Annotated in this window: 23 protein-coding genes; 17 read left to right on the top strand and 6 right to left on the bottom strand. The window is 42.2% G+C overall.

Annotation, left to right across the window (positions count from 1 at the left end):
• Positions 1-11 precede the first annotated feature (11 nt).
• Together ICN41_RS04430 and ICN41_RS04425 are read left to right on the top strand one after the other, a co-directional pair.
• Entirely contained in the window at positions 12-896 is an 885-nt protein-coding gene (locus ICN41_RS04430; protein WP_216291607.1) for a M23 family metallopeptidase, read from the top strand.
• The gene (locus ICN41_RS04425) at positions 814-1,122 is read left to right on the top strand and encodes an efflux RND transporter permease subunit (RefSeq protein ID WP_370629092.1); all 309 of its coding nucleotides are present in this window, start codon (positions 814-816) and stop codon (positions 1,120-1,122) included. The genes ICN41_RS04430 and ICN41_RS04425 overlap by 83 nt, the downstream gene beginning before the upstream one ends.
• Positions 1,123-1,200: 78 nt before the next feature.
• On the opposite strand, the gene ICN41_RS04420 is transcribed toward ICN41_RS04425, so the two are convergent.
• The gene (locus ICN41_RS04420) at positions 1,201-1,827 is read right to left on the bottom strand and encodes a hypothetical protein (protein WP_216291606.1); all 627 of its coding nucleotides are present in this window, start codon (positions 1,825-1,827) and stop codon (positions 1,201-1,203) included.
• A 490-nt stretch (positions 1,828-2,317) separates the two neighbouring features.
• Here ICN41_RS04420 and ICN41_RS04415 point away from each other — a divergent pair, with 490 nt between their 5' ends.
• The 5 genes from ICN41_RS04415 (at position 2,318) to ICN41_RS04395 (ending at position 5,542) form a co-directional block, all read left to right on the top strand.
• Entirely contained in the window at positions 2,318-3,088 is a 771-nt protein-coding gene (locus ICN41_RS04415) for a hypothetical protein (protein WP_216291605.1), read from the top strand.
• A 90-nt stretch (positions 3,089-3,178) separates the two neighbouring features.
• Positions 3,179-3,943, top strand: a complete 765-nt coding sequence (locus ICN41_RS04410; protein WP_216291604.1) for a hypothetical protein — start codon at positions 3,179-3,181, stop codon at positions 3,941-3,943.
• 51 nt (positions 3,944-3,994) lie between these two features.
• The gene (locus ICN41_RS04405) at positions 3,995-4,378 is read left to right on the top strand and encodes a hypothetical protein (RefSeq protein ID WP_216291603.1); all 384 of its coding nucleotides are present in this window, start codon (positions 3,995-3,997) and stop codon (positions 4,376-4,378) included.
• Positions 4,378-5,316 carry a CapA family protein gene (locus tag ICN41_RS04400; protein WP_370629091.1) on the top strand — a complete coding sequence of 313 codons (939 nt, stop codon included), beginning with the start codon at positions 4,378-4,380 and terminating at the stop codon, positions 5,314-5,316. The genes ICN41_RS04405 and ICN41_RS04400 overlap by 1 nt, the downstream gene beginning before the upstream one ends.
• 40 nt (positions 5,317-5,356) lie before the next feature.
• Positions 5,357-5,542: a hypothetical protein gene (locus ICN41_RS04395; RefSeq protein WP_216291601.1), complete on the top strand. Its 186-nt coding sequence runs from the start codon at positions 5,357-5,359 to the stop codon at positions 5,540-5,542.
• Positions 5,543-5,688: 146 nt separating this feature from the next.
• Here the strand turns inward: ICN41_RS04395 and ICN41_RS04390 are convergent, their stop codons facing one another.
• Positions 5,689-6,363: a TetR/AcrR family transcriptional regulator gene (locus ICN41_RS04390; RefSeq protein ID WP_216291600.1), complete on the bottom strand. Its 675-nt coding sequence runs from the start codon at positions 6,361-6,363 to the stop codon at positions 5,689-5,691.
• Positions 6,364-6,526: 163 nt separating this feature from the next.
• Between ICN41_RS04390 and ICN41_RS11445 the strand changes: the two genes are divergently transcribed.
• The 9 genes from ICN41_RS11445 (at position 6,527) to ICN41_RS04345 (ending at position 16,817) form a co-directional block, all read left to right on the top strand.
• Complete coding sequence (locus ICN41_RS11445) at positions 6,527-7,597, top strand: YHYH protein (protein WP_216291599.1); 1,071 nt, start codon at positions 6,527-6,529, stop codon at positions 7,595-7,597.
• A 154-nt stretch (positions 7,598-7,751) separates the two neighbouring features.
• Complete coding sequence (locus tag ICN41_RS04380) at positions 7,752-8,834, top strand: hypothetical protein (protein WP_216291598.1); 1,083 nt, start codon at positions 7,752-7,754, stop codon at positions 8,832-8,834.
• A 7-nt stretch (positions 8,835-8,841) separates the two neighbouring features.
• Complete coding sequence (locus tag ICN41_RS04375) at positions 8,842-10,731, top strand: multicopper oxidase family protein (RefSeq protein WP_216291597.1); 1,890 nt, start codon at positions 8,842-8,844, stop codon at positions 10,729-10,731.
• A 124-nt stretch (positions 10,732-10,855) separates the two neighbouring features.
• On the top strand, positions 10,856-11,998 hold the full coding sequence (locus ICN41_RS04370) for a kelch repeat-containing protein (RefSeq protein WP_216291596.1): 1,143 nt from the start codon (positions 10,856-10,858) through the stop codon (positions 11,996-11,998).
• 108 nt (positions 11,999-12,106) lie between these two features.
• The gene (locus ICN41_RS04365; protein WP_216291595.1) at positions 12,107-13,012 is read left to right on the top strand and encodes a heparin lyase I family protein; all 906 of its coding nucleotides are present in this window, start codon (positions 12,107-12,109) and stop codon (positions 13,010-13,012) included.
• 38 nt (positions 13,013-13,050) lie between these two features.
• Positions 13,051-13,920 carry a heparin lyase I family protein gene (locus ICN41_RS04360; protein WP_216291594.1) on the top strand — a complete coding sequence of 290 codons (870 nt, stop codon included), beginning with the start codon at positions 13,051-13,053 and terminating at the stop codon, positions 13,918-13,920.
• A gap of 222 nt (positions 13,921-14,142) precedes the next feature.
• Positions 14,143-14,895 carry a class I SAM-dependent methyltransferase gene (locus ICN41_RS04355; RefSeq protein WP_216291593.1) on the top strand — a complete coding sequence of 251 codons (753 nt, stop codon included), beginning with the start codon at positions 14,143-14,145 and terminating at the stop codon, positions 14,893-14,895.
• Positions 14,896-15,032: 137 nt separating this feature from the next.
• Positions 15,033-16,535, top strand: a complete 1,503-nt coding sequence (locus ICN41_RS04350) for an amidohydrolase family protein (protein WP_216291592.1) — start codon at positions 15,033-15,035, stop codon at positions 16,533-16,535.
• Between the two features lie 6 nt (positions 16,536-16,541).
• Positions 16,542-16,817: a hypothetical protein gene (locus ICN41_RS04345; RefSeq protein WP_255537895.1), complete on the top strand. Its 276-nt coding sequence runs from the start codon at positions 16,542-16,544 to the stop codon at positions 16,815-16,817.
• Between the two features lie 16 nt (positions 16,818-16,833).
• Here the strand turns inward: ICN41_RS04345 and ICN41_RS04340 are convergent, their stop codons facing one another.
• Positions 16,834-17,697, bottom strand: coding sequence for a hypothetical protein (locus ICN41_RS04340; RefSeq protein WP_216291591.1), 864 nt, complete (start codon positions 17,695-17,697; stop codon positions 16,834-16,836).
• A gap of 218 nt (positions 17,698-17,915) precedes the next feature.
• On the opposite strand from ICN41_RS04340, the gene ICN41_RS04335 reads away from it, so the two are divergent.
• Positions 17,916-18,131, top strand: coding sequence for a YdcH family protein (locus ICN41_RS04335; protein WP_216291748.1), 216 nt, complete (start codon positions 17,916-17,918; stop codon positions 18,129-18,131).
• A gap of 10 nt (positions 18,132-18,141) precedes the next feature.
• Here the strand turns inward: ICN41_RS04335 and ICN41_RS04330 are convergent, their stop codons facing one another.
• Genes ICN41_RS04330 through ICN41_RS04320 form a run of 3 tightly spaced genes read right to left on the bottom strand, consistent with a single transcriptional unit; the run spans position 18,142 to position 19,113 of the window.
• The gene (locus ICN41_RS04330; protein WP_216291590.1) at positions 18,142-18,483 is read right to left on the bottom strand and encodes a zinc ribbon domain-containing protein YjdM; all 342 of its coding nucleotides are present in this window, start codon (positions 18,481-18,483) and stop codon (positions 18,142-18,144) included.
• 7 nt (positions 18,484-18,490) lie between these two features.
• On the bottom strand, positions 18,491-18,841 hold the full coding sequence (locus tag ICN41_RS04325; RefSeq protein ID WP_216291747.1) for a phage holin family protein: 351 nt from the start codon (positions 18,839-18,841) through the stop codon (positions 18,491-18,493).
• Positions 18,842-18,900: 59 nt separating this feature from the next.
• A complete protein-coding gene (locus tag ICN41_RS04320) occupies positions 18,901-19,113 on the bottom strand; it encodes a SlyX family protein (RefSeq protein ID WP_216291589.1) in 213 nt (70 codons plus the stop codon).
• Positions 19,114-19,149 lie beyond the last annotated feature (36 nt).

Raw genomic sequence — 19,149 nt, 5'->3', positions numbered from 1 at the left:
AAGAGGTAATGATGCAAATACTATTAATGACTAGCTCAAATGCTCCTGTGAGAGAGTTTGATTTCACAAGGCGACAGATCATCATTGGCTTGATCTCCTTGCTATTAATCCTGACGGGTGTGAATTGGATGATTATCTCCGCTATCAATAAAGCACGCGATACCGTAATCGCCATCAATCAATCCAATAACTGGGATGCAAAAACGTCCCATCTCAAAGATTCTGATTACGAGCGTAAGTTACATGAACTGCAGGCACGCTTAGATGAAGCGCAGATTAATCTCAATCAGCTGGCAGCTTTAAAAGAAAAACTCAATCAATTTACAAGTCCGGTCAATACTTCTGGGGGATTTGATTTACCCACTGCTCAGGGCGGCCCACTAAGGATAAGCAGGCAATTAGATGTTGAGCAAGATTCTTATGGGGTGAGACTGGACCGTACCATTGAGCAGTCGATTGGCCTAAGTTCTCAAGTTCAGGATTTACGTAAAGCCTTTGCGCAAACTCAAGTTGCCTTAAAAAGTGCGCCATCTGGTTTGCCTTTACCATTTCAAGCAACTCCCTCTAGCGGCTTAGGTTATCGCATTGATCCCTTTACGAATCAGATTGCTTGGCATGATGGTACGGATTTCCCAGCGCCTATCGGTACGCCCATTCTGGCAACTGCCAATGGCATTGTAGTTAAAGCAGGGTGGGGCGGTGATTATGGAAATATGGTGGAGCTACGACATCCGAATGGCTTCATTACGCGTTACGCACACGCGCAAGAAATATTAGTACAAGTAGGGCAGGCTGTTAAAAAATCTCAGGTGATTGGAAAATCAGGATCAACAGGTCGCTCGACAGGTCCACACTTGCACTACGAGATTGTCCGTCAGGGGGCATCGGCTGGCTAGAGTTTTGCTGCACTTTAGGCCAATTGTGATGACATCTATTGCTTTTATATTAGGCGTAATGCCTCTGATAATTTCAGGTGGTGCTGGAGCTGCAGCTAGAATTTCACTCAGCATTACCGTATTTAGTGGCATGATCGCCTCTACCTGTTTAGCGGTTGCATTAGTGCCTGTTTTTTATGTAGAGATTGAAGAGTTCTTCAATCGCCGCGCGAAGAAACAAGGTTAATATCTGATGCAGTTTATCTTCTTGATGATCTTAATCATATGAGCTGGAATATGGATATAGGCTTAGCTGGCGCTTAGCCTATCGATCATCGCTAAATTGCTCGTTGAGTATTTCATAGACTTCTTCAAGCGGCATTTTGGATACTTGTAACAAGCCACTGTAATGATTAACGTTTAGAACTAATGGTGTTATCACCGAAATGATCAGGGCTGTAGTAATACCCATAGACAGAATCATTGCTCTTCTGGGGCCACTAAGGTGGACGGCAGCAACTGAAATCTGGAGTAAGAAAGCAACCATAAATAACACTCCCCAGCGCAGATGTTCAACGTGTTTCCAGCGATAAGATAGGCGTTTCGCTCTAGCTTCGTACCAAGAGTCTAAGGTCTTCGCAAGCTCTCTACCAGCTTGGGTGCCCTCAAGGACTGGAGCAACCTTAAGCGTTTTTAAGATAATTTCTTGAAATAGTTCCCCTGTACGCCTCGAAATTTTTTCATGTTCTAACAGCGGCCACTCTTCATCTAAGGCTGACTGCAAATAATTTTTGACTTGGTGTTGTAAGTTTTGATTCGCTAATGGTGGGGTATTGTTAATGAAATCTACATATAGCATTAGGGCAGTGCGCTCGTGGTTAATTGATTCTGTATGCGCATTAAAACTGCTAACAAGTGAAGCTCCCATAAATGCCGCTAACAGAGCAAACATAGTCGCTGCTGGACTATAAAAAGTTCCATGAATTCCGTTGAAGCTAGAAAAGAAGCCTCTCAATCGAGGTGTATAAACAATTAGGACAATAAATAATGCAATAGCAACATAGACTCCAAATATACCCAGGAATATATTTAAGTCAGGAGAATAAAAAAAGGTATTTAAAAAAGACTTGAAATGCATAGTGTATTGGCTAAGATCAGATTGACTACCTTGATGCTATCAGAAGAGTGTGACCAATCTTAGTTTGGGCTAAATAAGCAGCTTTTCAACTGTAATGAATTTGAAAATGTGGACAGTAAAGTCAATGACTTTTGAGGCGTTGTGAGCCCCAAATAATATATGGGGTTTAGCGAAAGTGCTTACCCGCCAAATGTGAACGCAACATCAGGTGTATTTAGTAGTTTTGGATGTTAGCCTGACTTCCAATAATCAAAATAACAATATTTAAGAAGTTGCCACGCAAACGAAAAATAATCAGATAAAAATGTTTTTGAATGGAGCTACTTCACAGCTACTGAAAACGACTAACCTCAAACTGGGCTTAGCTCTTTTATCAACAGCTATGTTGGCAGCATGTGGTGGTGGAGATAGCTCCTCATCAACCTCGCCCGGCCCTCTGACATTAAATTTAAATTCAGCATGGGAGAAACATGTTGTAGGAGGTAGCTCAGTAACAGGTGCGATTAGCGGTTACTGCCAAGGCACCAGAGTATGGACTTTGACTTCTACCTACTCAGGAACTACTCTTGACGGCAAACCGGCAATTATTTCCAACGAATATGAGACCGATTTCATGGCTGCAGACTCTAATCAATTTTGTACGACATATTTATATAACAGCAATGATGGTGGTAAGGTGTATCAAAGTTATTATGATCCCAAGACCTATGTCCCTATCAGTAGCGGCAGCAATCCTCCTACTACCGTTTACTTAAACCAAGTTCCCTTCCCAAATTCAGTTTCTGCTGGATCATCAGGCATCTGGCATAACACCGTTACCTATGAAAACTCGGTACCTGTAGCTTCAGGTATTCAGACCTGGTCAGTTACGGCAGATACTCCAACTACCCTGATGCTTATTACGAACGATAAAGCATATACGTATGTTGGCAAACAATTGCTTTATAACCAAACCAACTATTACCGTCTTAATGCCGACAACACACTAACGAATTTACGTAAAAATATACAGCCAACCGCATTACTTACAGGTAACGGCGATCAGAATATTGATGAGGTCTATCAGCAACCATGATATGAGCTCAAAGCGAGTCATCTAACGATTACAAAAAAATATCGCCTTCTTAAAAGTAAGCATATTAACGAACAATAATAGGGTAAAAAAATGTTTTTGAATGGAGCTACTTCACAGCTACGCAAAACGACTAACCTCAAACTGGTCTTAGCTCTTCTATCAACTGTTATGTTGGCAGCATGTGGTGGTGGAGATAGCTCTTCATCTTACTCAAGTCCAACCTTAAACTTAAATGCTGCTGAGAGATCCTATGTTACAGGGGGTTACTCGACAAATGCGGTCATTAGTGGCGATTGCCAAGGCACTAAATTACAAAATACTTCAGCGACATATTCAGGTACGACCTATGCTGGTCTTCCGACTTTAATTGGTAATGAAACGGAAATAGATTTTCTTGTTCCTAATTCATCTCCATTTTGTAGTGCTTTCTACAACAGTAATGGTGGGCAAGGTCAAGTTGAAAAGATTTTTTGGGATCCTACAACTATCAATCTGATGACTGATGGGGCTAATCCACCGAATTACGTCTATTCAAATCTACAATCCTTTCCAAGTGCGGTAACTGCTGGAAGTCAGGGCACCGCCTCTACATACATAAACTATTATGGAACTTCGAAGCCCGTGACGACAGGTGCGTTAACTTGGTCGGTCGTTGCAGATACGCCTTCCACCCTCCTATGGGTTACCGTTGATGAAGCAACACTCATTGCAACGGGTAAGCTTGCTTATACCAGCACTACAACATATCGTATCAATGCTAACAATACGCTCACGGCCCTGTTTAAAGTCATCGAGTTATATAGTGGATTTACTGGGGGTGCAGGGGATTTCACTATTAATGAAACATATCAATAATGAAAGTAATCAGTATCATGATCTATGAATAAGTTTAATTGACCATATACAGTGAATAAAAGACTCTCAATTAGCCTAATTTTTTTTATATGTTCATTCGCTTTTAATTTTGCATATGGGGCTCAAATTATTTGTGATACAGACGTCAGCAATTCTCAATCTCAATTACGCATTGAGTCCAATGATGATACTTATGCCGTTTCAAAAATTGACCTTCCGGGTGGTTTTAGATTGGCTGGACAATATTTGCCAAGTCGGACTAAATTCAAGCTTTATGTTTATATCAATTCAAAAGACCGGTATGTTCTCCTAAGCGCTCAAGAGTTTATTGTTAACCCTAAGGCTTGCTCTCGTAGCTTTGGTGATAACCTAGTTTATGGTGAGCCCTATGAAAGAGATCTTTTCTTTCAATGTCGTCAAATTTGTAAAGATTGATGGTAAATATGAAAAAATATTTAGCCATCCTTTCCTCCCTCATCCTTTATGCATCCGGATCTTATGCCCAAAGTCAGGATATCAAATTGACTTTCGTGGGTGACATCATGCTAGATGGCTTACCTGGCAAGTACATTAAGGCAGGGAAAGATCCATTTTTAAGTTTTGCATCATTATTTAAACAGTCTGATAAGACAATTGGAAATTTAGAGTGCGTGGTGGGGACTACAGGAAAGGCAGAGATTAAGCCCTTTGTATTAAGGGCAAACCCAAGAGTATTGCCCTTAATTAAAAAATACTTTAGTGCTGTATCGCTTGCTAATAATCATACTGGCGATTATGGACCGCAAGCCTTCTCAAAGATGATTGATTTACTAGATAAGGCTGGAATTGCTTATTTTGGGGGCGGCAAAGATATACGTTCTGCTCACGAACCTATTATTTTTAACGTTAAAGGTAAACGTATTGCTGTCTTGGGATATAACATTTTTTTGCCAAGAAGCTTTGAGGCCTTAGATGATAGACCCGGAAATGCTTGGGGAGAGCCTGACTATCTTGCTGCAGATATTAAAAAAGCAAAAGACTTTTATGGTGCAGATATTGTCATTACATACCCACATTGGGGTTGGGAGGGCGATAAGATAGCCTCGGCAAGGCAACAGTTTTTAGCACACTTAATGATTGATAGTGGCGCTGACGCTGTGGTGGGAGGTCATCCCCATGTCACTCAAAATATTGAAATATATAAGGGCAAACCAATCTTTTATAGCTTAGGAAACTTTGTCTTTGATGGTTTTGATACTGTTGATACGAATACTGGCTGGGCACTTGAGATGACCATCAATCAAGATAATAAAATTACTTGGCAGATATATGAAGCTAAGTTAGATAAGAATGGTATTCCAAAAAACAAAGGTGTGATTAAAGGACCTCTTTAGACGCTGATGGGATCAATTTAGCGCCGATATAAATAAGAGATTGTTTGCTGAGGCTTTAAAAGATATTGCCAGGCGTTACTTTACTGCTGTCACAGCTTATACATCGAGCACATTTTTGCGGGCCAAACTCAATGACACGCTCAGAATGCATGCTATTGATCTTTCGCTATATGACACCTTAAATGAGGCTCAAGAACATTTAGCTCCTATTGCAAAAAAGCCTTAATATCCTCAATTAAACAAATCTGCAGATAGACGCTGAGTATTTGCCAATGCTAATTGTGCTTCACCACTAATACTGCTGGCTCGAGCGAGATCTACAGGTTTAAACTGAACTAAAAAGTAATTCTGCCTCTGTGGAAAGGGATTGGCTCATTTAGCAAGCAACCTTATCAAATTTTCAACTACTATTTGGCGATGCTGTTCAGTTCCCGCTATAGGATCATCATTTGCAAATGGTCTCTCCCCTAACATTAGTACACATTTAAAAATAAGTCTCGCCTCTTCTAATGAAAGAACTCTGAAAGTATTCGTTTCATTCTTTTGGCATAGCTCAAGATATGGCTCAATTAATACATCAATGTAGTCAAAGTAATCGGTAGTTAGACCATGCTTTAGAGTGAATCGCTGATCATAATAGCGCATGACTTTTGAGGTAACTGCATTCATATTGCCAAAAGCGATGTCAACATACTTGTCTATAAAAACCTGAATTGGTAATTGAGCATCAAATTGCTCCATAGCATTGATAAAGGCATTTAATTTACTCTTCCTGCCTCTCTGAATTGCCCAGAAAAATACATCTTCTACCGATCCCAATCGTTGGCTTAAGGTGCCAAGCGAGTAGCCAGATTTAGAGGCTAGAGTTCTACTTGTAAATTTAGCAGTATCAGCAGACTCAACAATCTCATAGGCAGCCTCAAGGAGATCATCTAGAGTTTTTTTCGACCGATCTTGCTTGGGATCTGAAAAGTTAATTTCAAGGTTTTTATGCATGATGAAATATGAACAGTAAAAAAATAATCTTAAGAGGTCTCTTAAACCCAATCAGTATTTGGCTTCTAGGATAACTTGCTTTATCAAAAATATGGACAATATTTTTTATATCAAAATGATACGATACAACTAAATTTTTTGAATTCAATCTAGAGCAAATATGGCCTTCCTATTAACGAAAAATAAGCTTTCCTTGATACTACTATCTACCATAGTGGCTGCGGGCTTATTTTCCTGTGGAGGCAGCAGTTCTGATGGAGGTAGCTCATCCAGCTCAGGATCTGACCCCAATACAGTAACTACTTTAGTGACCACAGCCAATGGCGCCAGTAATGCTATTTGTGGCAAAAATCTCCAATGTATTGCCCCTGAATTCAAAGTTTTGGGTGACGTACCCAATACCATGAGTCTTGCTGCAACACCATGGACAGATACTAAAACTAGCATTATTGATGTTTCAAAAATTGTTTATGTAGACGGATCTAATAGCGCCACTGCCTTTGATCCTTCTGGCAGCGTTTTTTCTATGACTGTAGATGCTACGGCAACTATTCCTGGCTACCCTACGCCAGGCATGCGCAAGTTTTCAGGTAATGGCTTACCCACTACTCCAATGGGTAACTTCCCAGTGCTGCCTACACAAGCCGCTTACCCTTACTATGCCGCTTTGCCAGGGGGTGCTAATCCAGCAACTGGACAGGTCTACTCTAGCGCAGCGGCGATTGGCATTTCTCCTTACCCACTCGTCAGCAGTATCCCCTTAATTCCAGTGGCAACTGGGACGTATCAGATTAATTCATTAATTGTTGGCATTATGTTGACTGGAGCACCTCTCCATGTTGAGAAGGCGAATGATTCAAGTGGAAACTTTTACGAACCCATTAATGCCCTTCCGAACGATCAATGTTTTGGACACCCCTACAATGCGCAATATCACTACCATGCTTGGTCGTGGAAATGTTTTGATCAAGGTGGCTCTGGCCAGTCTCCTGTTTATGGTTTTGCACTAGATGGCTTTCCGATCACCGGTCCTCGCGGAGCGGATGGACGTAATCTAACTAATGCAGAGTTAGATGAGTGTCACGGCACTACCTCAGTAATTACTATGCCTGATGGAACATTAAAAGAGACTTATCACTACGTCTTGAATAGAGAGTATCCCCATTCAATTGGCTGCTTTAGGGGTAAGGTTAATTATGACCAGGCACTTGGGCCTCCAGGACCCAATAACTACATGAAAGAAGGCGCACCCTATCTGAATAGTCTTTACCCACCTGGGTCTTAAAGAATATTAACCAAGCAATTCCTTTGTGATCTATAGTTGATTTCCATAGAGAAAAAAGTTTCTATTTGCTTGCCCTTTTTCTTTGAAGGGATTGAAATAGAATTTCGTAACTAAATACTTTCATTCGCTAGGGTAGTCACCTTCTAAATACTGCATGGGAACCCCTAAAAAAGATCTTTATGAAATTAACGCCATTTCTGCAGGTAAGAATCAAACCCTAGCAGTATTAAAGTCAGGCAAGGTTCTTGGGTGGGGTGGTGCAGGAAGCGGTCGGATCACCGTTGGATATGTAGATATCTGCGGTAGTAGAGCGCCCTCTAAGGAGCCTGTTTACATTGCAAAGCCCTCACTGTATTCAAACGTTAGCGCTGGAAATGGTGTCAGCTTGGGAGTTTCTAATCAGCAGCCATACATATGGGGCTTTTGCCAAATAGGGATTGGTGACAAAGAGGCATTCACTGAGGCGCCCACTCTTATTGAAGGTATTCCTCAAGCATCTAAAGTTGCAGCTGGGCAATTTATTTATGCTGCCATCGATCAGCTTGGAAGTGTTTATACCTGGGGGCTTAATAGCGAAGGTGTATTAGGGCGCACCGCTACTCAACTTAATGTCTTGCCTGAAAAAATTACCGATATTCCGCCAATGCAAGAGGTGGTGATTGGCGATAACTTCATGCTGTCATTAAGTAAAGATCATAGGGTCTATGCATGGGGAAGTAATTCAGCTGGGCAATTAGGTTTAGGCCACCTTCAGACAATCTCAAAGCCAGAGCCAGTAGCGCTTCTAGTTCCCATTACTTCAATTGCTGTTGGTTCAACCCATGTTTTAGCACTTACATCTGATGGCAAGGTATATGGATGGGGTAGTAATCATATTGGTCAGCTCGGAAATGTGAAGCAGTCTTATTTTGATAGCCCAATACCCATTGCCTTTCCAGAAAAGATCGCAGCAGTTGCTGCTGGTATGCATTATTCACTTGCCCTAGCATCTTCAGGAAAAGTCTACGCTTGGGGATGGAATGGATTTGGTCAGCTTGGATTGGGTGATCTTCAATCTCGTCATACACCCACACTGATTCGTTCTCTTTCTGGTGTGCGTTCTATCGCTGCAGGCGAGTCACATTCTTTAGCAATCACCAAGAACCAATTCTTGGGCTGGGGTTGCAATGAATCTGGCCAGCTTGGTAAAGCAGCGCTTAGGCAGATGACGCCAAATATCTTTTTTGATATTGCTTGAGATCAATATGTCAAAGAATAACGATCTAATCAATAATCGACGTGATTTTCTGCGAATGGGGGTGACGCTCGCATCTGGAATTGTGGTGCCAGCAGGCCTTACTGCATGCGGAAGAGAGGGCGAAGGAAAAGCAGCAGTTCCATTGCAAACTTTTGTGCAGCCTACGATGTTGGGGGCAAAAAATGGTGTGCTTGATGTGACGCTGACTGCATCATATTGTGAAGGCAAACTTTCTGGAGTAGATTCAGAACAACAGCAGCCTGTTTCTTTGAGGGCCTATGCTTACAACAATGTTGGACCCAGTTACTCAGGCCCTACATTAGTTGTGCGAGGTGGTGATCAATTACGGATTAAGTTAGTGAATAACTTACCTGTTAATCCACCCTTTGTAGCATTTCGGGATCCAACTAACTATATCAAGCCTAATACTACAAATTTACACACGCATGGCTTGCATGTATTTCCAGGAATCTATCCAGACAAGAAAGAAGCTGAATACGGTGATTATGTAGTGGACCCTAATACTGGGGGCGTTATTCCGCAAGGTGATACACGCCAGTATGTATATAACTTGCCCAAGGATCATCCTGCCGGACCTTTTTACTATCACCCCCAATACCATGGTTCTAGCGCAATACAAGTTGCAAGCTTAATGCAGGGAGCCATCATGGTTCGTGGACCTGTAGATGATTTGCCTGAGATGTCACAAGCAAAAGAGCTGATCTTTTTATTCCAGGCGCCTTATTTTGCGCAAGATGGTATTGAAAAGAACTATGGCGCCAAGAAGGGTAGTTTAGAGAAGTTTGCACAGGTAGCCAATCATCCAACTGGGCACGGAATAAATAAATCTAAGGGCTATATTGATGCTCAGCCAGTATTGATTAATGGTGTGCGTCAGCCCACCATTGTGATGGAGAGCGGGGAAGTGCAACGTTGGCGTTTCATCAACACTCAAGTATTTAACTACCTCAACCTTAATTTAGATGAACATATTCTCTATCAATACACAACAGATGGTTGGGGTAGTAGTCTGTATCAAGAATTTCCGGATAGCCGTCAAAAAGATGGCAGGGGAGTGGTATTAGCAGCAGGCAATCGATCTTCAGTAATTGTGAAGGCGGGCAAGCCCGGCACCTATTTATTAAGATCTTTGCCTATCAAAATCAGCCAAGGAAATAGTCCCATCGTCTTGCCCGGGGATGTATTGGCTAAAGTGATTGTGGTGGAGACAAAAAAAGTAGAAGCAACAGTATTAGCAACTTCTATTCCTCCAACGCCACTACCTCTATCGGATTATTTAAAACCAATTAGTGATGAGGAGTTTGCTAGCGCAGGCGGCAAAAAGCGCAACATTATCTTCAATATGATTGGCAACGAAGTGGGACAACAAGACGATAGCGTATTCTCAGCATGGAATAAAGTTTTTAGCAGCCTCTCCGAGACGGTATCTGATACTCTGGAATCCATTAAGAAAAATACTGCTAAGGCAAAACAGGAAGTAGCAAAGATTACCGGTAGACCCGTGGAAGGTTCAGTTTATATTGCGCCTCATCCTGTACCAAAATACGATTATGAGTTGCAGCCCTCAAATACGATGATTCAAAATGTCATGCTGGGAGATGTCGAAGAATGGACTATTTATAACTGCAATAACCTATCTCACGTCTTTCATCTTCATGTTAATCCGATGATGATTACCAAAATCAACGGAGTACCAGTAAAGCCTTATTGGTGTGACACGGTGGCGCTACCTGCTGGTGGAAGCTCATCAGAGCCAAAATCGATTACTTTCAGAATGCGCTTTAATGATTTCACAGGCCCTTTCATCATGCACTGTCAAATGCTCGCACATTCTGATCTTGGCATGATTCAGCGGGTAACCGTAGTGCCGCAATAGCGGCACTGATAGCTTTAAATGCCAGTATTCTGCTGGCGCCACTCCTTCAAAGAATTTGGTAGTATTCAACATATACTTATCCACTTGATAAATCCCGTCAATCTAGATGAAGTGAGATTTACAGATGAAAAAGACTTTATTAATAGCTTTATATGTTTGTATTGGTGCCAGCTTGGTTTCTTGTGGGGATAGCGGATCAAGTTCATCAACATCATCCAGTACTTCGGGGACATTTACTGCAACTGGCATGATGTCATCCCCTCGCTCTATGCCAACTGCAAACTTATTGACTGATGGCAGGGTGCTTGTTGCAGGTGGTGTTGGCTCGGGAGCTAGCGCTGTTGCTTCGGCTGATCTCTATGATCCAATATCAAGGACATTTACCCCCACTGGATCTATGTCGAATCCTCGCTATGCAGCATCCTCTGTACGACTTTTAGATGGGCGTATTTTTGTGGCTGGGGGTGAAGGTACATCCGGAACTGGGATTGATTCTGTTGAAATTTACAATCCTGCATCCGGAACTTGGCAGGTAACAGCCAGTATGAGTACTCCACGTGTAAATCCAACAGCAACATTGCTGAATAGCGGAAAAGTATTGGTTGTGGGCGGCTATTCCTACGATAGCTATTGCTGTGCCCTTTCTAGCGCTGAAATTTATGACCCTGCTACCGGAAGCTTTTCGCCTACTGGATCTATGTCTACTGCACGTCGAAACTCAACGGCAACCCTTCTCGAAAATGGTACAGTATTAATAGCAGGTGGCTACAATGGAAGCAATCTAGATGCGCCAGAAATTTACGATCCTGTGACTGGGAGATTTAGCGTAACAGGCTCAATGGGGACACCTCGACGCTTTCCAACGGCCAACCTTTTGTTAGATGGAAAAGTACTAATTGTGGGTGGATATGGTGCTGAGAATGTCGTTCTTGCATCTGCTAGTTTATATAACATGCAAACTGGCACTTTTTCTTATTCGGGGTCATTGAATACTCCAACTGGCCGACAAACATCCACGCTATTGATTGATGGCAAGGTTCTGATTGCTGGTGGATACAATCCGGGAGCGGATCAAGTGTTATCTTCTGCAGAACTTTATGACCCCATTACCGCTACCTTTTCCGTTACTGGCTCGATGACGGTACCTCGCTGGCGTCATGCTGAAGCGCGTTTATTAAATGGCGATGTCTTGATAGTGGGCGGCACAAGCGTAGGCGGAAACGGCGACAACGCAATTGCATCGGCAGAGACCTATTCAAGAAAATAAATCACCCCTTCAGGTGGATGGATCCTTTAGGGTAAACGAGAGTTTAATTGCTTCAATATAGTACTTAAGAAGGTTATATTTAATATAAATATATTCCTGGAATTCGCTTTGGCTAAGATTAAAATCCTAATGCATTTTGGTTTTGTAGTAATGCTATCTGCTTGTGGCGGCGGTGGCGATTCATCAAGTTCTTCATCTAGCTCAACCCCTGCATCAACCATAAGCCTAGCAACGCCAGCAGGAACTATGTGCGCTAATGACTTTGGCAATACAGATGCTTTTGGGAATATTACTTTTTCAGTGTCGCAGCCTATCAATGCCTCATCCTGGGGTTGCTTGGTGGTTGATAAAGCCAATAATCAACCCGTCTACTCGGGTTCTCAATCAGTTCGCTTTGAGGTAAGGCCTGGAGACTGTAACGCAAGCTCCACTTTCAATGATTGCGTAAATGATCGGAGTCGTTGGGAGATATTTCAGAATAGGGGTAAATCTACTCAGGGTGAAATTATCACCTATGAATATGCCATCTACGTACCATCACAGCCACTGATTCAGCCTCCCCCTACAAGTGGACCAGGCTCAAAACCACTAACAGTGCTCACGCAAATTAACTGGCAATGCTCATCTAGCAACCCCTGCTCTAGTCTAGGTAGTGGCGGCTATGGTGCTTTGGCATTTCTAAAAATTGACTATACGGGCGCACTTTACCTGCAAACACATCTGGATTTCACATGGGTTCCCAATCAGACGGTTTTAGTAGATTCTAATTCCTACAATAAGTGGATCAAAATGAGGTATGTGATTAAATCTACTGCCGCTTCAGATGGCTATATACAGATATACGCAAATGACAAATTGCTCATCAATGAAACAAGAGCAACATTACCTAATTCCAATGCTTCAGATACCCTGAAATTAGGCATCTATAACTCTTCTCTGTCCTCGGCTTCACAGGCATGGCAGACTCAAGTGGTGTACTTTGATGGATTTGGAATAGGGATTACTAATTTTTAGTAAGCAGGGTTGGCTAATTGAAATATTACCTTACAACTTTGACTTTTATTGCATTAGTGTCCTGTGGTGGCGGTGGTGATTCCTCAAGCTCATCATCCAGCTCGACGCCAGCTTCGACCATAAGCCTGGCCACTCCAGCAGGAACTCAATGCGCTAATGATTTTAGTAATACAGATGCTTTTGGGAATATTCCTTTTGTAGTAAAGCTTCCGATTAATGCTTCATCATGGGGTTGCTTGGTAGTTGATAAAGCCAATAATCAACCCGTTTATTCTGGTTCTCAATCTGTGCGATTTGAAGTAAGGCCTGGAGACTGCAGCGCAGCTGCCTCATTTAATGATTGCGTCAATGATCGTAGCCGCTGGGAAATATTTCAAAATAGGAATACATCAACAGCAGGTCAAATTATTACTTATGAATATGCTATTTACATACCAGCACAAACACAGATACAGCCAACGCCAAAAAATGGCGGTTACCCACAAACGATATTAACGCAGGTTACCTGGGAGTGTCTTACTAGGAACCAATGTTCTGGCCTGGGTACTGATGGTTTTGGTGGCCTAGCATTTCTCAAAATTGATTACACGGGTACGCTGTCTCTAGAAACATTTAAAGACTTTAATTGGACTGCTAACCCACGCTTAGTCATCGATACAAATCCATACAATAAGTGGATCAAGTTTAGATATGTGATTAAATCCACCACCGCCTCTGATGGCTATATACAGATTTATGTTAACGACAAATTAGTGATCAATGAAACTAGGGCTACATTGCCCAATTCCAATGCCTTTGATACCTTAGCAGTTGGGATCTACAACTCCAACATCTCTTTTGCTGCCCAACCATGGCAAACTCAAGTGGTTTACTTTGATGGTTTTAGCACTTCGGTGACTGGTTTTTAGCAATTGGACGACGCTATTCTCTGAAGTATTTTTATTGCTTACTAAATGTACTATGTCCGAGTAAAATTACCGTATCCGACTTACGGAAGCTATTTTATGAAGTGTTAACTTTTTTAATAAAGAGTAAATCCAAGAGCAGATTTCTGCTCCGCCAAGTCAATGAGCGCAATTCGTATCCTTTGTCTGATTACAACGCGGTTTATATAAAAGAAAGCTTTGGAAATGAGTAATTTGTCTATCGAGCAAATTCATAAGCAAAAAACAGGGAAGGTAAGCGACAAGTGGTCTTCATATCTCCCCTTTTATGATGAACTCTTTCAAAAATACCGCACACAAAAAATTAATCTACTTGAAATCGGCGTTCAAAATGGTGGATCACTAGAAACTTGGAAAACCTTTTTTGGCGACGCCAATGTATTGATTGGTTGTGATATTGATGAACGTTGTTCTCAATTGCAATACGATGATCCACGTGTTCATGTAGTGGTAGGCGATGCAAATCAGCCAGAAACCTATGAGCGCATCACCGCCATTAGCAAAGAATTTGATATTGTGATTGATGATGGTTCACATCTTTCTAATGATATTTTGAATAGTTTCATGATCTATTTTCCTCTTGTAAAGCCTGGAGGCATATTCGTGGTTGAGGATGCACACACACTCTACTTAAATGAGTGGGGTGGAGGTGTATTAAATGAATTTTCTGCTTATGGCTTCTTTAAAAAGTTAGTCGATGTCATTAGTATTCAATTTTGGGGGAGTGAGCTCCCAATCGACGTTTATTTCAGAACCTTTTTTCCTTTGGGGCAGATGCCTGCTTTTATTCAGGAGGGCTGGGTTGAATCCATTGAGTTTAGAAACTCCGTGATAGTGATTAAAAAGTCATTGGTAGCAAGTCATGAGAAGCTTGGGGAGCGGGTCATTAGTGGATCTGAGGCAATTGTGAATAGCGATATTTTGCAGCTACGAAAATAATGAAAAACTTTAAAGTATTGGCCATTGCAGTTTTTGTCTATTTTGCTCATAGCCTAGCATTTGCAACAAGTAGCCAATAACATAGTAAAAGAGTATCAAAAGCGCTAAACATTCTTGTGAGATAGGAGACTCATATCATGATGACGCCTGACGAGATTGAAAAGTTAATACCGGCAGAAAATGCACGATTTCGCTCGCCTATTCCTACACAAGCGATCTCCAGTGATGAATTCATGCCAGGCGTACAAACGCCCAAGCAAAAAGAGTTTGAGAAACGCGTTAAAGAAATCGGTACAAGACTAGCAAAGCATCAGGGCGTTTCTCGTCGGAGATTCTTCCAGGGGGCTACGGGCATGGCAGCAGCCTTCGTGGCTATGAATGACACCTTTGGCCCATTGTATGGAGTCAGTCATGCGGAGGCGGCCACCCCAGAGATGGCCAATGAGCGCGCTGCATTACTCAAGAATCAATTCATCATGGATATGCACACCCATTTCTTGCGAGACGATACTCGTTTAGAGGGTTTTGTTAGGTCTCGTGAGGCCGTAGGGAGAGCTGCTTGGAATCCTGCTCTAGCTGGTAAGCCGCAGACCTTAGATGATCTCAAGTTTGCTAATTACTTTAAAGAGATTTATTTAGATAGCGATACCAAGGTTGCTTTGATTTCTGGATCGGGCTCAGAAGACCCTCGAGATTGGTTTTTAACCAATGAGATGAAAGCGCAGGCACGCAAGACCGTAAATCAAGAGTCTGGCACTAAGCGCATGTTCTCTCATGCCATTTTCATGCCTGGGACTCCAGGCTGGCTTGAAAAAGCAGAGGCTGATTATGAGAATCTGAAACCAGATTCCTTTAAGGGCTACACCATTGGAGACAACACCAATAAACAATTATCAAAGCATCCATGGCGTCTTGATGATGAAAAGTTGGTCTATCCCTTTTATGAAAAGTTATCAAAGTGGAGCAAAACACAGCCGAGCTTAGCCAATGTCTGCGTACACAAAGGTTTATATCCGCCATCTGTAACAAAGCAGTATCCACATCTTTTGCCGTATGCCAATGTAGATGACGTTGCCAAAGCAGCCAAGGATTGGCCGCAACTCAATTTCGTGATTTATCACTCAGGATTTCGGTATACCGGTGGGACGTGGGAAGAAGGTTGGCAGCAATTTATGCGTACGGGTCGGATTGATTGGGTCACTGACTTAGCACAAATCCCTCAAAAAGCAGGCGTCAACAATGTCTATGGTGACTTGGGGCAAATCTTTGCTCAAAGTACTATTGCAGAGCCAAGGCTCTGTGCTGCCATGTTGGGTCAACTCATTCAAGGTCTTGGATCTGATCATGTCGTGTGGGGAACGGATGCGATTTGGACCGGATCACCTCAATGGCAAATAGAAGCTCTACGTCGTTTAGAAATCCCGGAAGATATGCAAAAGAAATATGGCTTTGCACCATTAGGTGCGGCTGATGGACCTGTTAAGCAAGCCATCTTTGGTAATAATTCAGCACGGATCTACAACTTTACTCAAGCTCAGCGTGCTGCCTTAGCGAATGACAAGGTCGCTTTAGCTAAACTCCATTATGACGAGTTTGGTGATGGTAGAACCAATCTTCGTTACGGATATATGCAGGTATAGACCATGATGAATCGTTTTACAATTTTACTAATGCGTTGCTTATGGCTTAGTACAAGCCTGTTTCTGCTGGCTTGCTCAACGCCAGTAAGTGACTTTCGGGTATACAAACAGTCTGATGGCACGGTAGGAGTGCATGCTCCTAAGACGGCTAAGGATTCTGAAATACAGGAAGTTGCTGTAGGTGAATGTAATAAGTTAGGAAAGCGGACCGCTACTTTGGTTGATAACCGTAAGACTGGTAATGACCGCTTTCCTATGTCGTATACCTACTTATGTAGGTAATAACTTGGTTCACTGATTAGCTCAGCAACCACTTCTTGATGGATTTATTGACGCACATTGCATCCAAAGCAAGACCAAAGAACTCTGATCCGTTGGTTACCATGCTCTCAATCGCTTCAACCTTGCCTGATTTAATGCCACGCAGATAGGTTGCGGCACGATAACGCAAAAAGTGCTCAGTTTGACCTTCTTCATTCTCGGTCGAGCACAACTCTAGGCTGCCATAACGGGTTTCAGGATTGATATTGAGGATAGATAGGCTTAATGCGCCCACTAATTTCTCTGGTACTGGGATTGGCACATAGGAGTAGAGAGAAATTAGCATCTCTTCTTCATCGACTTCAATGATGTGATCAATATCCAAGACATCTTTTTCAGTAAGTTCAGTTTCACCTGAATCACCACCACCAAAAGTGGACTCAAACTGCAACATCGCAGTATTGCTTCCTTTGGAAATTTCGATCATGTCAGGGTAGCCAAGCAAGCCTTTCCACCAATACATCAATGTGAAGGTACAAGGCTTCACTTCAACCAAACCTTTTTTGGTTGATTTTGCGAAGTAGAGGCCGTAGAACTCATCATCTTGCTCAAGGCCATATTGATCAACTTTCGGTGATTTAGCGGAAGTCTTTTTAACTACCTTCTTACTCACCTTTTTAGCCGCTGGTTTTTTAGCAGCAGGTTTTTTGGCAACGGTTTTCTTAGAGGCGACTTTTTTAACTGCCGCTTTCTTAGCTGCCGGTTTTTTCACTACTTTTTTCACTGTCTTTTTACTTGCTACTTTCTTAGCAGGTACTTTTTTAACAGCTTTCTTTGCAGGGGCTTTTGTTACCACCTTGGTAGCTACTTTCTTTTTTGCTGGAGACTTCTTTGTAGCCATGGTTTATTACCCTTCTTTTGATTTAGTAGTGCTGTATGCACTTGTAGATATTACTGCAGTTTCTATCAAGAAAACCTCATTCCTATATGGGGTTTTTCCTGCATAAATCAAGGGAAGAAGGGGAAAATTAAATTAATCCGAGCCCCATTGTTCTCTTTGAGGAGGATTGCTAAACTGAATACGCGTAGTTTTGATTAACCAAAGTGAAAAGAGCAGCTATGTTTCCTGAATATCGCGAACTCATTACCCAGTTAAAAACAACAGATCGTCATTTTTCTCATTTATTCGATAAACATAATCAGTTAGATCAACGCATTATTCGCATGGAGGCGCATTCTGAGCCAAGTACTCCAGAGCAAATTGAAACCCTCAAGAAGGAAAAGCTCTTATTGAAGGATCAAATCTATGCCGTATTGAAAAAGGCTAGTAATTAGGGAGGGGCGCTTATGCCTTTTTAAGGAAGCAGGCTTTGAGCAACATACTGCCTGCTTCAGTTTTGCAATCCACTTCGTGATCGCCTGAAACGAGGCGGATACCTTTAATCTTGGTTCCCACTTTGAGGGTAGTAGATGATCCTTTTACCTTAAGGTCTTTAATTAAAGTCACCGTATCGCCATCAGCGAGCAAATTGCCGTTGGCATCCTTCACGATTAATCCTAGCTCTTCCTCAGCTGCTGCTTCAGCGATGGGCCATTCATGGCCACATTGCGGACAAACATAGTTGCTGCCATCGGGATAGGTCATATCCTCCTGGCAGGCAGGGCACTTTGGAAGAGTGTCGCTCATCTCTTATTTAGGCAATTAAGTTGATGATGAAAAGGCTAAATAGAGAAATAAAGATGCTGGCAAAGAAGGCTGTCCAGAAGCTAGAGATCGTAAAGCCGCTCACCACTGCTGATACCAGCATTAATACCAAGGCATTAATGACTAATAAAAATATGCCCATTGTGAGTACAGTGAGTGGCAGTGTAAACAGAATCAGCAAAGGTTTGACAATCGCATTGGCAAAACCTAATAGCAGTGCCGCAATGATGAGCGAGCCGGCATCAGCAAAGCGCAGGCCACTAAAAATATAGCTGGCTACCCAGAGGGATAAAGAAGTTAAGCCCCACTGAACAATAAATGGTGTTAGGTTGCCCATGATTTGGTCCTTTAGGTGAAGTAAAAAGTATTACTAACGATGCTATCCATCTTATCAGTCGCTCAATAGTGTGGCGGAATTTCATCTTTGAGGCTTGAGCCACCAGGGCCGCCACTGCTTGCTTGCTCTTTGATGGCCTTGAGTTCGCGGTACAAAAATTCAATTTGTTGCTGTTGCTTATAGACGGTCTCATTGAGCTTTTCAATCAAATCCTCAGTAAAGCTGAGTTTGATTTCTAAATTAGTGATGCGTTCATCTGCAGTAGTTTGAGTCATGAATTCTTCCTCTCATTGGGTCTCATTAGATCTTTT

Source organism: Polynucleobacter sp. 15G-AUS-farblos, from assembly GCF_018882445.1.
In the GTDB taxonomy this organism is placed as follows: Bacteria; Pseudomonadota; Gammaproteobacteria; order Burkholderiales; family Burkholderiaceae; genus Polynucleobacter.
This window is presented reverse-complemented; position numbering and strand designations above follow the sequence as displayed.

Excerpts from the sequence above, each read along its gene's own strand:
- ICN41_RS04430 (WP_216291607.1), top strand. The coding sequence starts at position 12 with ATGCAAATACTATTAATGACTAGCTCAAATGCTCCTGTGAGAGAGTTT.
- ICN41_RS04420 (WP_216291606.1), bottom strand. The coding sequence starts at position 1,827 with ATGTTTGCTCTGTTAGCGGCATTTATGGGAGCTTCACTTGTTAGCAGT.
- ICN41_RS04415 (WP_216291605.1), top strand. The coding sequence starts at position 2,318 with ATGTTTTTGAATGGAGCTACTTCACAGCTACTGAAAACGACTAACCTC.
- ICN41_RS04410 (WP_216291604.1), top strand. The coding sequence starts at position 3,179 with ATGTTTTTGAATGGAGCTACTTCACAGCTACGCAAAACGACTAACCTC.
- ICN41_RS04400 (WP_370629091.1), top strand. The coding sequence starts at position 4,378 with ATGGTAAATATGAAAAAATATTTAGCCATCCTTTCCTCCCTCATCCTT.
- ICN41_RS04380 (WP_216291598.1), top strand. The coding sequence starts at position 7,752 with ATGGGAACCCCTAAAAAAGATCTTTATGAAATTAACGCCATTTCTGCA.
- ICN41_RS04375 (WP_216291597.1), top strand. The coding sequence starts at position 8,842 with ATGTCAAAGAATAACGATCTAATCAATAATCGACGTGATTTTCTGCGA.
- ICN41_RS04370 (WP_216291596.1), top strand. The coding sequence starts at position 10,856 with ATGAAAAAGACTTTATTAATAGCTTTATATGTTTGTATTGGTGCCAGC.
- ICN41_RS04355 (WP_216291593.1), top strand. The coding sequence starts at position 14,143 with ATGAGTAATTTGTCTATCGAGCAAATTCATAAGCAAAAAACAGGGAAG.
- ICN41_RS04350 (WP_216291592.1), top strand. The coding sequence starts at position 15,033 with ATGATGACGCCTGACGAGATTGAAAAGTTAATACCGGCAGAAAATGCA.
- ICN41_RS04345 (WP_255537895.1), top strand. The coding sequence starts at position 16,542 with ATGAATCGTTTTACAATTTTACTAATGCGTTGCTTATGGCTTAGTACA.
- ICN41_RS04340 (WP_216291591.1), bottom strand. The coding sequence starts at position 17,697 with ATGGCTACAAAGAAGTCTCCAGCAAAAAAGAAAGTAGCTACCAAGGTG.
- ICN41_RS04335 (WP_216291748.1), top strand. The coding sequence starts at position 17,916 with ATGTTTCCTGAATATCGCGAACTCATTACCCAGTTAAAAACAACAGAT.
- ICN41_RS04330 (WP_216291590.1), bottom strand. The coding sequence starts at position 18,483 with ATGAGCGACACTCTTCCAAAGTGCCCTGCCTGCCAGGAGGATATGACC.
- ICN41_RS04320 (WP_216291589.1), bottom strand. The coding sequence starts at position 19,113 with ATGACTCAAACTACTGCAGATGAACGCATCACTAATTTAGAAATCAAA.